Source organism: Streptomyces sp. NPDC088817, assembly GCF_044750345.1.
GTDB lineage: Bacteria > Actinomycetota > Actinomycetes > Streptomycetales > Streptomycetaceae > Streptomyces.
The window spans coordinates 124,422-138,816 of sequence record NZ_JBIVJN010000018.1 but is presented as its reverse complement, the minus strand read 5'-3'; the positions used below and the strand labels follow the sequence as shown (position 1 = coordinate 138,816).

Annotated in this window: 11 protein-coding genes; 9 read left to right on the top strand and 2 right to left on the bottom strand. The window is 73.0% G+C overall.

Translation table 11 applies throughout. The features are described from left to right. Window positions 1-41 precede the first annotated feature (41 nt). From ACIP4X_RS28940 to ACIP4X_RS28900, 9 genes are all read left to right on the top strand, one after another. The gene (locus tag ACIP4X_RS28940; RefSeq protein WP_391454983.1) at window positions 42-2,543 is read left to right on the top strand and encodes a SpoIIE family protein phosphatase; all 2,502 of its coding nucleotides are present in this window, start codon (window positions 42-44) and stop codon (window positions 2,541-2,543) included. A gap of 106 nt (window positions 2,544-2,649) precedes the next feature. Continuing rightward, window positions 2,650-3,375, top strand: a complete 726-nt coding sequence (locus ACIP4X_RS28935; RefSeq protein ID WP_391454982.1) for a methyltransferase domain-containing protein — start codon at window positions 2,650-2,652, stop codon at window positions 3,373-3,375. Window positions 3,376-3,525: 150 nt separating this feature from the next. Then, window positions 3,526-6,402 (top strand): CDP-glycerol glycerophosphotransferase family protein, encoded by a 2,877-nt coding sequence (locus tag ACIP4X_RS28930; protein ID WP_401351311.1) that lies wholly within the window; start codon window positions 3,526-3,528, stop codon window positions 6,400-6,402. Beyond that, window positions 6,399-7,532: a glycosyltransferase gene (locus ACIP4X_RS28925; RefSeq protein ID WP_391454980.1), complete on the top strand. Its 1,134-nt coding sequence runs from the start codon at window positions 6,399-6,401 to the stop codon at window positions 7,530-7,532. Before ACIP4X_RS28930 ends, ACIP4X_RS28925 begins: the two co-directional genes overlap by 4 nt. Window positions 7,533-7,681: 149 nt before the next feature. After that, window positions 7,682-8,515: a M55 family metallopeptidase gene (locus tag ACIP4X_RS28920; RefSeq protein ID WP_401351310.1), complete on the top strand. Its 834-nt coding sequence runs from the start codon at window positions 7,682-7,684 to the stop codon at window positions 8,513-8,515. Beyond that, on the top strand, window positions 8,508-9,812 hold the full coding sequence (locus ACIP4X_RS28915) for a M20/M25/M40 family metallo-hydrolase (protein ID WP_401351308.1): 1,305 nt from the start codon (window positions 8,508-8,510) through the stop codon (window positions 9,810-9,812). The genes ACIP4X_RS28920 and ACIP4X_RS28915 overlap by 8 nt, the downstream gene beginning before the upstream one ends. Window positions 9,813-9,816: 4 nt before the next feature. Beyond that, a complete protein-coding gene (locus tag ACIP4X_RS28910) occupies window positions 9,817-11,781 on the top strand; it encodes an LpqB family beta-propeller domain-containing protein (RefSeq protein ID WP_401351306.1) in 1,965 nt (654 codons plus the stop codon). After that, a complete protein-coding gene (locus ACIP4X_RS28905; RefSeq protein WP_358730067.1) occupies window positions 11,778-12,701 on the top strand; it encodes an LD-carboxypeptidase in 924 nt (307 codons plus the stop codon). Before ACIP4X_RS28910 ends, ACIP4X_RS28905 begins: the two co-directional genes overlap by 4 nt. A 350-nt stretch (window positions 12,702-13,051) precedes the next feature. Continuing rightward, window positions 13,052-13,597, top strand: a complete 546-nt coding sequence (locus ACIP4X_RS28900; protein WP_358730068.1) for a GNAT family N-acetyltransferase — start codon at window positions 13,052-13,054, stop codon at window positions 13,595-13,597. Here the strand turns inward: ACIP4X_RS28900 and ACIP4X_RS28895 are convergent. Next, window positions 13,575-13,922 (bottom strand): DUF6204 family protein, encoded by a 348-nt coding sequence (locus tag ACIP4X_RS28895; RefSeq protein WP_401351304.1) that lies wholly within the window; start codon window positions 13,920-13,922, stop codon window positions 13,575-13,577. The two genes, ACIP4X_RS28900 and ACIP4X_RS28895, sit on opposite strands and share 23 nt — an antisense overlap. A gap of 107 nt (window positions 13,923-14,029) precedes the next feature. Continuing rightward, entirely contained in the window at window positions 14,030-14,377 is a 348-nt protein-coding gene (locus ACIP4X_RS28890) for a VOC family protein (RefSeq protein WP_100566609.1), read from the bottom strand. Between the last annotated feature and the right edge of the window lie 18 nt (window positions 14,378-14,395).

The following is a 14,395-nucleotide window of genomic DNA, read 5'->3' as shown; positions in this document are numbered from 1 at the left end:
GAACAGATCTTGCGGAGCCGTGGGGAGAGGGGCCTGGGGTCATGGACCGTGGCACCGAAAGGGACGAACCTCCGGGCCGCGGGGCCGTGAACCGCGTGGTGGAGGACGTCCCGGCCGGACGGGTCCCGCTGGCCGTGGTCGTGGTCGACGACGACGGTCTGGTGTCGCACTGGAGCAGCGGCGCGCGGCGGCTGCTCGGCAGGGCCAAGGAGGAGGCGATCGGCCGTCCGGCGGCGGATCTGCTGCCCGTCTCCGGTGCCCTGCCCGACGAGGCGGACGGCGCCCCCTACCGGGCCCACGGGGGCTACGACGGGCTCGGACCCGGTCTGGAGCCGTCCCTGGACGGACGGCTGTCGTACCCGGCGGCCGGACGGGCCAGGCTCGCCGTGCCGGAACGGGACCGGGTGGACCTCCTGTGGTGGGCCTACCCGCTGGTCGGCCCGGGGCGGGAGCGGCTGCTGGTGCTCGCCGCCGACGCGGAGGCGCTGCGCCGCGGCGACGGGCACGAGGAGGCGGACGACGCGGGGGAGACGGACGACGCGGGGGAGACGGACGCCTTCGAACGGGTCGCACCGGCCTTCGCCCTGCACACCGACTTACCCGGCGCCGAGGAACTCGCGCGCCGGCTGCCCGAGATCCTGCCCAGCATGAGCGTCGGCGAGAGCGCCCGCATCGCCGCGCAGGTACTCGAACTGGGCTATCCGGTCCTGGAGTTCAGCCGGAACGACCGCGTGCCCGTCACCCCCGACTGGGGCGTGCCGCGGCGGGCCGGGCGCAGGGCGCGCCGCGAGCGGGCCGCGTGGGCGACGGCCCGGGGACTGCCCGTACCGGAGCGGGGCGCCGACGACGAGGGCGAGGAGCTGGAGTACGCCGCCGTGCGCGAGCGCCTGGAGTTCCTCAACGAGGTCAGCGGCAGGATCGGCACCTCGCTCGACCTCTCGCGGACCATCGTCGAGGTCAGCAGGGCCGTAGTACCGTGCTTCACCGACGTCGCCGGCACCTACCTGCGCGAACAGGTCGTCGCCGGGGAGGGGTTCCCCGAGGGCGTGCCGGACACCAGGACCATGTGGCACCGGGTGGCCCTCGAACACACCGACGAACCCGGCCGCTGGGACGACGTGGTGCCGGTCGGCGAAGCCATGCCGTTCCCGGCGCACACGCCGTTCTTCCAGTGCATGACCTCGGGCGAGCCCGTGCTCGTGCCGCGGATCAGCGAGGAGATGGGCCATGCCATCGCCTCGCAGTTCGAGAAGCGGGACATCCGGCCGCTGATCACCCACCGTTCCATGCTCGTCGTCCCGCTGAAGGCGCGCGACGTCGTCCTCGGCTTCATGATCCTGCTGCGCCACCCGGAACGGGCCGAGTTCAACGACATGGACCGGGTCACCGGAGCCGAACTCGCCGCCCGCGCGGGCCTCGTGCTCGACAACGCGCGCATGTACACGTATCAGGAGAGCGTCGCCGAGACCCTCCAGGACAGCATGCTGCCGAGCATCCCGGCGCGGATGGCGGGCTGCGACATCGCCACCCGCTATCTGCCCGGCACACTGCTCGGCCGGGTCGGCGGCGACTGGTTCGACTCGGTCAAGCTGCCCGGGGCCCGTACCGCCCTGGTCGTCGGCGACGTCATGGGACACGGCCTGAACTCGGCGGCGATGATGGGGCAGTTGCGGACGGCCGTGCAGACCATGGCCGCGCTCGACCTGCCGCCCGCCCAACTGCTCCGCAATCTGGACGACCTCGCGCAACGGCTCGGCGACACCTACCTCGCGACCTGTCTGTACGCCGTGTACGACCCGATCGCCGGTGAGATGCGCCTCGCCAACGCCGGCCACATCCCGCCGGTCCTGGTGCACGCCGACGACGGCCGCAGCGAACTGCTCGACCTGCCCACGGGGGCGCCCATCGGCGTCGGAGGGGTGCCCTTCGAGGCGGTACGCGTGCCCGTGCGGCCCGGCGACCGGCTGGTGATGTGCACCGACGGCCTGGTCGAGGTGCGCGGTGAGGACATCGGTGTGGGGCTCGCCACACTGTGCGCGTCCGCCGCCCACCCGGCCGCGTCCATGGACGACGCCTGCGACACCATCATCCGCGCCCTGAACACGCGCGGTGGCCGCAAGGACGACGTGGCGCTGCTGATGGCCCGCCTGAACGGGATCGGGCCGGACGACGTCGCCGAGTGGCGTCTCGTCCGCGATCCGGCCGAGGTGGGCCGGGCCCGCGCCGCGGTCCGCGAGCAACTGCACGAGTGGGGCCTGGCCCGGCTCGCCGACCCCACCGAGCTGATGGTCAGCGAGCTGGTCACCAACGCGGTACGGCACTCCCACGGCCGCCCCGTTGCCCTGCGCCTCGTCCGCGGCGACACCCTGCTGTGCGAGGTGGACGACGACGACCACGACCTGCCCACCCTGCTGAGCGCCGGCCCGGCCGACGAGTCCGGGCGCGGCCTGCGTGTGGTCAGCACCCTGGCCCGCGAGTGGGGCACCAGCCGTACCAGCACCGGCAAGACGGTCTGGTTCGAACTCACCGTGCCCCGCCGCTGACCCGCCCTTCGAGCAGCCCGCTCCGACATCCGGCGCTTGTGGGGCCGGGGCCTCGGCAGGTAGACCGGGGGAACCCGAACAGGGCTGTTTCTCAAGGGAGTTGGGCATGAGTGCGACGAGTCGGTACCGGCAGGCGTGGCAGGGGTTCTGGAGCGAGGCGCCCGAGGAACCGGGCGCGGTGCTCTGGGACGCCGAGCCCGAGGTGACCGCCCGGCTCCATCTGCCCCTGCTGCGACCGCACCTGGCCGATCCGGCGCTGCCCTTGGTCGACCTGGGCTGCGGCAACGGCACACAGACCCGTTTCCTCGCCGAACACTTCGGACGCGTCGTCGGCGTCGACATCGCCGCGGAGGCCGTCGAGCGGGCCCGGCGCGGCGACCGCGCGGGCCGGGCCGCGTACCGGGTGCTGGACGCCGCCGACAAGAGCGCGACGGAGACGCTGCGTGCCGAGCTGGGCGACGCGAACGTGTACATGCGGGGCGTGCTGCACCAGTGCGATCCGGACGACCGGCAGCCACTCGCCGGCGGGATCGCCACCCTGCTCGGCACGCGCGGCCGGGCCCTCCTCGTCGAACTGTCCGAGTCGGCACGCCCGGTCCTGGAGCGGCTCGCACGGGACCCCGCCGGTCCGCCGCCCAGGCTCGCCCCGGTCCTGCGGCACGGCATCGCGCCCGGCGAAGTCGCCGACGCCGCGGTGCCGGAGTACCTGCGCCTGGCCGGCCTCACCGTGCTGGCGGACGGCGAAATACCCTTGACCACCAACGAGTTCACCGCGGACGGAGTCCGTGTCGAGCTGCCGTCGAGGTGGTTGGTGGCCGGCCGCACCCACTGACCGGCACGGCCCGGTGGTTGTGCTCTGCGTGTCAGTGGGACGGCGTATTGTCGCATTGGCGTAGTTTGAAGGGGCGGGGGCCGAAGTAATCCCTACACGCTGTAGGGTTACGCCCACCCCCCACGGACCGAACAGAGACGAGAGGTGGCCGTGTCGATCGTCGCGCCCGAGCCGGACGTCAGTGTCGTCGTCATCGTCTACAACGACGAAGAGCGACTTCCGACAGCCGTTGGTTCCGTCCTCGAGCAAACACTCCGCAATGTCGAGGTGATCATCGCCGACGACTGCTCGACGGACGGCTCCCACGAGGTCGCGAAGGCGCTCGCCGCGGCCCACCCCGACCGGGTGCGGGCGATCCGGCTCCCGGAGAACAGCGGCGGCTGCGGAGAGCCCCGCAACCAGGGCGTCAAGGTGGCCCGCGGCCGGTACGTGATGTTCCTGGACAGCGACGACACGCTGGAGCGGAACGCCTGCCGCAACATGATCGAGGCCGCCGACCGCACCGGAGCGGACCTCGTCTCCGGCCTCTGTGTCCGGGTTCACACCGACAGCCGGCACGACAAGCGGGTCCTCTGGTATCCCTGGCTGTACCGCGGCACCCGCACGCTGGACTCCGTCGCCGAGCTGCCGGACCTGTTCGTCTTCGACACCCTGTCGACCAACAAGTGCTACCGGCGCGAGTTCCTGATCGACAACGACCTCGCCTTCCCCCGCGGCATCCACTACGAGGACCTGCTCTTCTCCGCCCAGGCCTATCTGGCCGCGCAGCGGATCACCCTCATCCCCAACACGGTCTACCACTGGAACGTCGTCCAGAAGACCGCCGTCAAGTCGATCAGCAACCGGCGCGGTGAGATCAGCAACTTCGCCGACCGGGTCGAGATCCACCGCCGTATCGACGCCATCCTGGACCGCCACGGCCAGGACGAGCTGAAGCTGCGCAAGGACATCAAGTTCCTCAAGCACGACCTGGTGCTGTACCTGCGGGAACTCCCCTTCCTCGACGACGACTACCGCCACCGCTTCGCCGAACTGGCCCGCTCCTACGTCCAGGGCTTCCCCGAGGAGGCCTACGCCGAGCTCGACCGCGTCCACGCCATCTGCGCCCAGCTGCTGCTGCGCGAGGACTGGACCGACCTGATGCCGGCCATCGACACCCTCATCAACCGGCACAAGATCTCCGCGCCGCTGGCCGAGCGGGGCGGCCGGATCTACTGGACCGACCGCTACCTCGACGACCCCGAGATGCGCTCCGTCCTCGACGTCACCACCCTCGGCTACCACGCCAGGCCGCTGAACCGGATGGCCCTGCGCAACCGGCTCACCGAGTACGCGGTACACGGCGGCGACGTGGTGCTCGCCGGCGAGATCGTCAACCCGCTGCACACCATCGACCCCGGCGCCGAGCTCAGCGCCGAGCTGGAGTTCCGGGCCCGCCGCCGCAGCCTCCAGACCTTCCGCTTCCCCGTGCCCGCCCCGCGCCACGAGGGCGACGCCATCGCCTGGCGGGCCGAGGTGCCGCTGGCCCGGCGGCTCAGACCGCTCGGCATCATCGACGACGTCTGGGACGTCCGGCTGCACCTGACCGCCGGGGGCAAGCGCACCACCAGCCGGCTCACCGTCGGCGCCGTCGACCTGGAGAACGCCGAGTCACTGCCCGTCCGGCCCCGCCTGACCCGGCTCATGGCCGACCGGCTGGAGGCGCAGGTGTCCGCCAAGGGCCACCTGGCCTTCCGGCTCACCCAGCAGGGCCGGCTCGCCCGCACCGGCCGCGCCGCCGTGGAACGCAATCTGCACGGGCGCCCGGCGCGGGCCGCCAAGCGCGCCTACCGCACGCTGCGGGCCGTGCGCCGCGACCTGAACTCCGGCGCCCGCAAGCTCCAGGTCTACGACCGGATGCTGCGCAGGCTGCCCGTCCGCAAGGGCACCGTCGTCTTCGAGAGCCACCTCGGCAAGCAGTACAGCGACAGCCCGCGCGCCATCTTCGAGGAACTGCGCCGCCGCAAGGCGCCGATCACCCCGATCTGGTCGTACGCCGGCGAACGCCCCACCGGCTTCCCACAGGACGCGGAGCTGGTCCGCCGCTGGTCCTGGCGCTACCTCAAGGCGCTCGCCCAGGCGGAGTTCTGGATCGACAACCAGGGCTACCCGCTGCGGCTGGCCAAGCGCCCCGAGACCACGTACATCCAGACCTGGCACGGCTCGGCGCTGAAGCGGATGGGCTTCGACGAGCCCACCCACCGGATGATGTCCGAACCGGAGCAGCGCTCCTACCAGCAGGCACTGGACCGCTTCGACCACTTCGTGGTCCGCGGCGAGCACGACGTGCGCACCCTCGCCCGCGCCTACCGCATCCCCGAGGAGAAGCTGCTGCGCACGGGCTACCCGCGCAACGACGCCCTGGTGCGGGTCCGCGAGGGGGCGCCGCTGCCCGCCGAGGCGCAGCGGCTGGCCGAGCGTCTCGGCCTCGACCCGGAGCGGCGCGTGCTGCTGTACGCGCCGACGTTCCGCGCCCATCCCGACGGCCGCGTACGCGACTTCGAGTTCCCCTTCGACATCGAGGAATTCGCCGCCCGCTTCGGCGACGACCACACCCTCCTCGTCCGCGCGCACTACCTGAACCGGCTCACCCTGCCGCCGTCGGTGGCGGGACGCGTGATCAACGTCAGCGACGAACCGGACATCACGCCGCTGCTGCTGCTCGCCGACTGCCTGATCACCGACTACTCCTCGGTGATGTTCGACTACGCGCTGCTCCGCCGTCCCATCGTCTTCTACGTCCACGACTGGGAGGAGTACGCCAAGGACACCCGCGGCACCTACTTCGACCTGCTCGCCGAGGCGCCGGGCCCCGTCCCGCGCACCGGGGACGAGCTGTTCTCCGTCATCGGCGACCTGAGCACCGTGCGGTCGACGTACGAGGCCCGCCTGAAGGAGTTCGTGGACAAGTACGGCGAGTACGACCGCGGGGACGCCGCGGCGCAGATCGTGGACCGCTTCTTCGGCCCCGCGGGAGAGACCCGATGACCCAGCGCGACATCTTCTTCGTGGCCAACGAGGTCGACGAGCTCGGCGGCGTGGGCCGCTGGCAGGCCCAGATGGCCGGACTGCTGGCCGGCCGCGGCCACCGGGTCACCGTCGTCGGCATCGCGCCGGCCAACCATCCGATGGACCTCGGCGAGAAGCCACCGTTCCGTACCGTGACGCTGTACGCCCGCCGGCCCCCCGGCCGTCCCCGGGCACGCCGCCTCCTCGGCCGCGCCGACCCCGCCGTCCGCCGCCACGAGACCCATATGCGCACGGCGGCGAGCCGGCTCACGGGCCTGTTCCGCGCCGCCCGGCCCGGCGCGGTGATCATCGTCGGCCAGGTCTGGGCGATGGAGTGGGTGGCGCTCGCGGACACCGCCGGGCACCGGGTGATCGGCATGACCCACGAGTCCTTCGAGACGGCCCGCAAGTCGTCGCGGTTCGGACGGGTGAAGCGGTACTACAAGGACGTCGACCGCCTGCTGGCGCTCACCCAGGAGGACGCCGACCGCTGGGTGTCCGAGGGCATGAACAACGTCGGCTTCATGCCGAACCCGCTGCCCATCGCGCCCGGCACACCGTCGCCGCGCACCGAGAAGGTCGTGGTGAGCATCGGCCGGCTGTCCCACGAGAAGGGCGTCGACCTGCTCCTGGAGGCCTGGGCCGAGGCCGCGCCGAAGCAGCCCGGCTGGACCCTGCGCATCCACGGCAGCGGCGAGTCCGAGGCGCTGCTCAGACGGCAGCGCGCGGAGCTCGGGCTGGAGGACTCGGTGGACTTCGCCGGGCAGACGGACGACGTGCCCGGCGCGCTGCGCGCCGCCTCCGTCTTCGTCCAGTCCTCCCGCGGCGAGGGCTTCCCGCTGGTCCTCCTCGAGGCCATGGCGAGCGGGGTGCCGTGCGTGGCGTTCGACTGCGCGCCCGGCGTCCGCGAGATCGTCACCCACGAGCGGGACGGTCTGCTGGCCCGCCCCGGCAACACCTCCGAACTCGCCCGCCACCTCGTCCGGTTGATGTCCGACGAGCAGGTGCGCGACACGATGGGCGACCAGGCCCTGCGCAGCGTCCAGCGCTTCGACCCGGACGTCATCACCGGGCGCTGGGAAGAGCTCTTCGCCTTCCTGGAGCACTGAGACCGGACCGCCCGCCGCACGCGCCCCGGCGCCCCTCGGCGCCCGGGGCGGAAGCGGCGGGCGGGCGCGTCCCCGGCGGTCCGCCGACTCGCCGACTTTCACCGCTTCTCCGTAGCCGGTTCGCTGATCGGCGCGTAACGTGACGCTCCATGAAGATCCTCATCAGCGCCGACATGGAGGGCGCCACCGGGGTCACCTGGCCTGCCGACGTGCTGCCGGGCACGCCGCAGTGGGAGCGGTGCCGGACGATGTTCACCTCGGACGTCGACGCGGCCGTGCGCGGCTTCTTCGACGGGGGTGCCGACGAGGTCCTCGTGAACGAGGCGCACTGGAGCATGCGCAATCTTCTCCTCGAACAGCTGGACGAGCGGGCGCAGATGCTCACCGGCCGGCACAAGTCGCTGTCCATGGTGGAGGGCGTGCAGCACGGCGACGTGGACGGGGTCGCCTTCGTCGGCTACCACGCCGGCGCCGGCATGGAGGGCGTCCTCGCCCACACCTACCTCGCCAACTCCATCACCGGGGTGTGGCTGAACGACGTACGCGCCAGCGAGGGGCTGCTCAACGCCCATGTGGTCGCCGAGTACGGGGTGCCGGTCGTGCTGGTCACCGGCGACGACCTGGCCTGCGAGGACGCCCTCGGGTACGCCCCGGAGGCGCTGAAGGTCGCCGTGAAGGACCACGTGTCGCGGTACGCGGCCGTGTGCCGTACGCCGTCCCGCACCGCGGCCGACATCCGCGCGGCCGCCAAGCAGGCGGCCGGACTGGCGGTCCGCCACGAACCGGCCGACGGCGGCCCGTTCACCGTCGCGGTCGAGTTCGACGCCGAGCACCTCGCCATGGCCTGCACCGTCGTGCCGGGAGTGCACCGGGCCGGGGAGCGCAGGATCGCCTACACCAGCGCGACCATGTACGAGGCGATCCGCACCTTCAAGGCGGTCACCACGATCGCCTCGTCCGCGATCGAGGAGCAGTATGGCTGACGCGCAGGCGCTGGAGGAGGTCGTCGGCTTCACGTCCGACCTGATCCGCATCGACACCACCAACCGGGGCGGCGGCGACTGCCGGGAGCGCCCGGCGGCCGAGTACGCCGCCGAGCGGCTCGCCGGGGCGGGCCTGGAGCCCGTGCTCCTGGAACGCACCCCGGGCCGCACCAACGTCGTGGCCCGGATCGAGGGCACCGACCCGTCGGCGGAGGCGCTGCTGGTGCACGGTCACCTGGACGTGGTGCCGGCGCGCGCCGAGGACTGGAGCGTCCACCCGTTCTCCGGCGAGGTCCGCGACGGGGTCGTGTGGGGCCGCGGCGCGGTCGACATGAAGAACATGGACGCGATGATCCTCGCCGTGGTCCGCGCATGGGCCCGCCAGGGACTGCGGCCGCGGCGCGACGTGGTGATCGCCTTCACCGCCGACGAGGAGGCGAGCGCCGAGGACGGCTCCGGCTTCCTCGCCGACCGGCACGCGGGACTGTTCGAGGGCTGCACCGAGGGCGTCAGCGAGTCGGGGGCGTACACCTTCCACGACGGCGCCGGACGGCAGATCTACCCGATCGCCGCCAGTGAGCGCGGCACCGCCTGGCTGCGGCTGTCCGCCCGCGGGCGGGCGGGCCACGGCTCCCGGGTCAACCGGGAGAACGCGGTGACCCGGCTCGCCGCGGCGATCGCCCGGATCGGCGCCCATGAATGGCCCGTACGGCTCACCCCGACCGTGCGCGCGGCCCTCACCGAACTCGCCGCCCTGTACGGCATCGAGACGGACCTGCGGGACGTGGACGCGCTGGTGGACAAGCTGGGCCCGGCGGCCCGGCTGGTCGAGGCGACCCTGCGCAACAGCGCCAACCCCACCATGCTGGAAGCGGGTTACAAGATCAACGTGATCCCGGGGGAGGCCGTCGCCCACGTCGACGGGCGATATCTGCCCGGCGGCGAGGAGGAGTTCCGCGCCACCCTCGACGAACTGACCGGCCCGGACGTGGACTGGGAGTTCCAGCACCGCGAGGTGGCGCTCCAGTCGCCGGTCGACTCGCCGTCCTTCGCGGCGATGCGGGCCGCCGTCGAGGAGTTCGCGCCGGAGGGCCACGTCGTGCCGTTCTGCATGCCCGGCGGCACCGACGCCAAGCAGTTCTCGCGGCTGGGCATCACCGGGTACGGGTTCTCGCCGCTGAAGCTGCCCGAGGGCTTCGACTACAACGCCCTGTTCCACGGAGTCGACGAGCGCGTCCCCGTCGAGGCGCTGCACTTCGGCGTCCGCGTCCTGGACCGCTTCCTGCGGACCGCCTGAACCCATGGGGGAAAACGTGCGCACCCTGCCCTGCGGATCCTGGCCATCGCCCATCGACGCGGCCCTCGCGGCCGCGCACGACGGCAGGCCGGAGTTCCCCGGATTCGTCGGCGACGAGGTCTGGTGGACCGAACCACGGCCCGCCGAGGGCGGCCGCCGGGCCCTGGTACGGCGGCACGCCGACGGCTCGCAGTCCACGGTGCTGCCCGCACCGTGGAACGTGCGCAGCCGCGTCATCGAGTACGGCGGCCGGCCCTGGGCGGGAGCCGTCGTGGACGGCGCGCCGCTCGTGGTGTTCGTGAACTTCGCCGACCAGCGCCTGTACCGGTACGAGCCCGGCGGCGAGCCCCGCCCGCTCACCCCGCTCTCCGCGGTGGGCGGCGGACTGCGCTGGGTCGAACCGCAACTGCGCCCGGAACACGGCGAGGTGTGGTGCGTGCTGGAGGAGTTCACCGGGGAGGCGCCCACCGACGTACGGCGGGTCCTGGCCGCCGTACCGCTGGACGGCTCGGCCGCCGAGGACAGGGCGGCGGTGCGTGAACTCACCGATGAACGGCACCGGTTCGTCACCGGCGCCCGGCTCTCGCCCGACGGGCGGCGGGCAGCCTGGCTGGCCTGGGACCACCCGCGGATGCCGTGGGACGGCACGGAACTGCTGGTGGCCGAGGTACGCGCCGACGGCACGTTCGGCGCGCCCCGGACGGTGGCCGGCGGACCCGAGGAGTCCATCGCCCAGGCGGACTGGGCCGCCGACGGCTCCCTGCTGTACGCGAGCGACCGCAGCGGCTGGTGGAACCTCTACCGCGACGGCGAGGCCCTGTGCGTCCGCGAGGAGGAGTTCGCCGGCCCGCTGTGGCGGCTGGGCCAGAGCTGGTTCGCGCCGCTGGACTGCGGCCTGATCGCGGTCGTGCACGGCCGCGGCACCACCGCCCTCGGTGTGCTCGACCCGGAGACGGGCGAGGTCGTCGACGCGGCGGGCCCCTGGACCGAGTTCGACGCGGCGCCCGTGGTGCACGGCGACCGGATCGTCGCGGTGGCCGCCGGCCCCCGCAGCGCCTACGAGGTCGTCGAGCTGGACACCCGGACGGGCCGGGCACGGGTGATCGGCGCCGCCCACGACGACCCGGTCGACCCCGCCTACTACCCCGAGCCGCAGATCCGCACCTTCACCGGTCCCGACGGCCGGGAGGTGCACGCCCACATCTACCCGCCGCACCACCCGGAGTGCGTGGCGCCCGCCGGCGAGCTGCCGCCGTACGCCGTGTGGGTGCACGGCGGACCCACCAGTCGCACACCGCTCGTGCTCGACCTGGAGATCGCCTACTTCACCTCGCGGGGCATCGGGGTCGCCGAGGTCAACTACGGCGGATCCACCGGGCACGGCCGCGAGTACCGCAACCGGCTGCGCGAGCAGTGGGGCGTCGTCGACGTCGAGGACTGCGCGGCCGTCGCGCTCGCCCTCGCCGACGAGGGCACCGCCGACCGCGCCCGGCTGGCGATCCGCGGCGGCAGCGCGGGCGGCTGGACCACGGCGGCCTCCCTGACCACGACCGACGTGTACGCCTGCGGCACGATCAGCTACCCGATCCTCGACCTGACCAGTTGGAGCACGGGGGAGACCCACGACTTCGAGTCGCAGTACCTGGAGTCCCTGGTCGGACCGCTCGCCGAGGTGCCGGGCCGGTACGCCGAGCGCTCGCCCGCCGAGCACGCCGACCGGATCACGGCGCCCTTCCTGCTGCTCCAGGGCCTGGACGACGTGATCTGCCCGCCGGTCCAGTGCGAGCGGTTCCTCGCCCGGCTGGCCGGGCGGCGGCTGCCGCACGCGTACCTCGCGTTCGAGGGCGAGGGGCACGGCTTCCGCCGGGCCGACACCCTGGTACGGGCGCTGGAGGCGGAGCTGTCGCTGTACGCTCAGGTCTTCGGCCTGGACCCGGCCGGCATCCCGACCCTGGAGCTCGGCACGTGAAGGAACTCGTCCGCCCCGCCCGGCTCGCCCCCGGCGCCCGTGTGGCCGTCGTCGCGCCCAGCGGGCCCGTGCCCGAGGAGCGGCTGCAGGCGGGCCTGGACGTGCTGCGCGGCTGGGACCTGGATCCGGTGGTGGCGCCGCACGTGACGGCACGGCACGGCACGTTCGACTATCTGGCGGGCGCGGACCGCGACCGTGCCGCCGATCTCCAGGGCGCCTGGTGCGATCCGTCGGTGGACGCGGTGCTGTGCGCCCGCGGCGGCTACGGCGTGCAGCGCATGGTGGACCTGCTCGACTGGGAGGCCATGCGGGCGGCCGGCCCCAAGGTGTTCGTGGGCTTCAGCGACATCACCGCGCTGCACGAGGCGTTCGCCACCCGCCTGGGCCTGGTCACGCTGCACGGGCCGATGGCCGCCGGTGTCGACTTCGTCAAGAACGACCGGGCGCAGCGGCATCTGCGGGCGACCCTGTTCGCGCCCGAGACGGTCCGCACGATCGCCTCCGGCGGCCCGGCGCTGGTTCCCGGGCGGGCCCGGGGCGTGACCCTCGGCGGCTGCCTGGCCCTGCTCGCCGCCGACCTCGGCACCCCGCACACGCGGCCCGGCGCGGCCGGCGGTCTGCTGTGCCTGGAGGACGTGGGCGAGGAGGTCTACCGGCTGGACCGGTACCTCACCCAGTTGCTGCGCGCCGGGTGGCTGGACGGGGTGCGCGGGGTGCTGCTCGGCTCCTGGGAGGAGTGCGAGACCCCGGACCGGGTGAGGGCCCTGCTCGCCGACCGGCTCGGCGGGCTCGGTGTACCGGTCGCCGAGGAGTTCGGCTTCGGCCACTGCGAGGGCGCGGTGACGGTGCCCTTCGGCGTCGCGGCCGAACTCGACGCCGACGCGGGCACGCTGACACTGGACGAACCGGCGCTGCGCTGACCGTGCGGGGCCGGTGCGGGGCCGGCGGTGCGCGGCCCGTGCTGCGCGGACCGGGCGATGCCTGTGCTGGTCTGGCCTCGCGAAGCCCGCGCTGTGTGGGCCAGGGCGCCTGGCTGGCTCCGCGGCGCCCGTGCTGTGCGGAGTGCGCGGGACCTGTGCTGGGCTGGCCGTGCGAGGCCTGTGCTGGGCTGGCCGCGTGGGCCTGTGCTGGGGCTGACCGCGCGCGGCCCGTGCTGGTCTGGCCTCGCGAAGCCCGCGCTGTGTGGGCCAGGGCGCCTGGTCGGCTTCGCGGTGTCCCGCCTGCGCCGATCGTGCGGCGGCCCGGGGTGTGCCGCGCGTAGGGTGACGGCATGCCGCACACCGCAGCCCGCTTTCTCGCCGAGGGGCCCCGCGTGGGCATCCGCCCCTTCACCCACGAGGACGGCCCCGAGTTCACCGCCCGCGTCCGGGAGAGCGAGGAACTGCACCGCCCGTGGCTCTTCCCTCCCGACACGGCCGAGGCGTACGCCGGCTACGCCCGGCGGCTGCTCGAGGACCCGGCGAGGGCCGGCTTCCTGGTCTGCGAGAAGGACACCGGTGCCCTCGCCGGGTTCGTGAACATCAACAACATCGTGCACGGCGCCTTCCGGTCCGGCGCCCTCGGCTACGGCGCCTTCGCGCACGCCGCCGGGCGCGGACTGATGCGCGAGGGCCTCGGCCTCGTCGTCGGGTACGCCTTCGGCCCGATGCGGCTGCACCGGCTGGAGATCAACGTGCAGCCGCTCAACACCGCCTCGATCGCGCTGGCCCGCGCCTGCGGCTTCCGCCTGGAGGGCTTCTCGCCGGACATGCTGTTCATCGACGGGGCCTGGCGCGACCACGAGCGGTGGGCGATCACCGCCGAGATGCGCGCTTGACGTTGACCTTCATGGTGTCCAGGTCCGTCACGGTCGACCGCAGGTCGCGAAAGCCGTATCCGAGGCCGCGCAGGGTGGCCTCCGCGCGGTCCTCCGCGATCGCGGCCGCCATCTCCTCGCCGTCGTCGGCGTCGCTGACCACGACGTAGCGCATCGAGAAGTGCTTCAGCGGGGACGGCTCGTACGACAGCGAGCCCTCCTCGGTGAACCGCATGCTGGGCATGCCGTGCTGGTCCGCCTCCGCGCGCAGCCGTTCCTGTGCCTCGTCGGTCAGTGCGTCCCAGGTGCCCCGGACGATCACCCGGTAGGTGTGCTGCTCGCTCATCGGATCTCCGTACTTCTCCATGCTCGGCCGTGGCCCACAGGGGCCGACCGGCCGACTCTACGGCGCCCGCGACGCGCTGCCCACGGAATATCGACGCGCCTGCCCGCTCAGCCCCGGCGGTCCATGTACTCGTACACCGTGCCGTCCGGGTGCAGGGCGATCAGATTGCGGCCCACCGGGGTCGGTACCGGCCCGGCCACGATGCGCGCGCCGAGTCCGGTCAGCACCCGGTGGGCCTCGTCGACGTCCTCCACGGCTATCGTCGCCGCGACCTTGCGCAGCACCTCCAGCTGCGACTCGGGGCCGCTCATCAGCAGAAAGCAGCCGACCGCGGCGACCTGGACGCCGGCCTGTTCGAAACGGAGGGCTTTGGCGCCCGCGAGGCCCTCGTAGAAGGGGACGGCGGTGTCCAGATCGTTGACGCAGACGCGCAGGCTGGTTCCCAGAATCTCCATGCGCACGAGCGTAGTTGG

What these genes read in the sequence shown, in the direction of transcription:
- ACIP4X_RS28935 (WP_391454982.1), top strand. Translation starts at nt 2,650, where the DNA reads ATGAGTGCGACGAGTCGGTACCGGCAGGCGTGGCAGGGGTTCTGGAGC.
- ACIP4X_RS28915 (WP_401351308.1), top strand. Translation starts at nt 8,508, where the DNA reads ATGGCTGACGCGCAGGCGCTGGAGGAGGTCGTCGGCTTCACGTCCGAC.
- ACIP4X_RS28890 (WP_100566609.1), bottom strand. Translation starts at nt 14,377, where the DNA reads ATGGAGATTCTGGGAACCAGCCTGCGCGTCTGCGTCAACGATCTGGAC.
- ACIP4X_RS28925 (WP_391454980.1), top strand. Translation starts at nt 6,399, where the DNA reads ATGACCCAGCGCGACATCTTCTTCGTGGCCAACGAGGTCGACGAGCTC.
- ACIP4X_RS28940 (WP_391454983.1), top strand. Translation starts at nt 42, where the DNA reads ATGGACCGTGGCACCGAAAGGGACGAACCTCCGGGCCGCGGGGCCGTG.
- ACIP4X_RS28900 (WP_358730068.1), top strand. Translation starts at nt 13,052, where the DNA reads ATGCCGCACACCGCAGCCCGCTTTCTCGCCGAGGGGCCCCGCGTGGGC.
- ACIP4X_RS28895 (WP_401351304.1), bottom strand. Translation starts at nt 13,922, where the DNA reads ATGAGCGAGCAGCACACCTACCGGGTGATCGTCCGGGGCACCTGGGAC.
- ACIP4X_RS28910 (WP_401351306.1), top strand. Translation starts at nt 9,817, where the DNA reads ATGGGGGAAAACGTGCGCACCCTGCCCTGCGGATCCTGGCCATCGCCC.
- ACIP4X_RS28920 (WP_401351310.1), top strand. Translation starts at nt 7,682, where the DNA reads ATGAAGATCCTCATCAGCGCCGACATGGAGGGCGCCACCGGGGTCACC.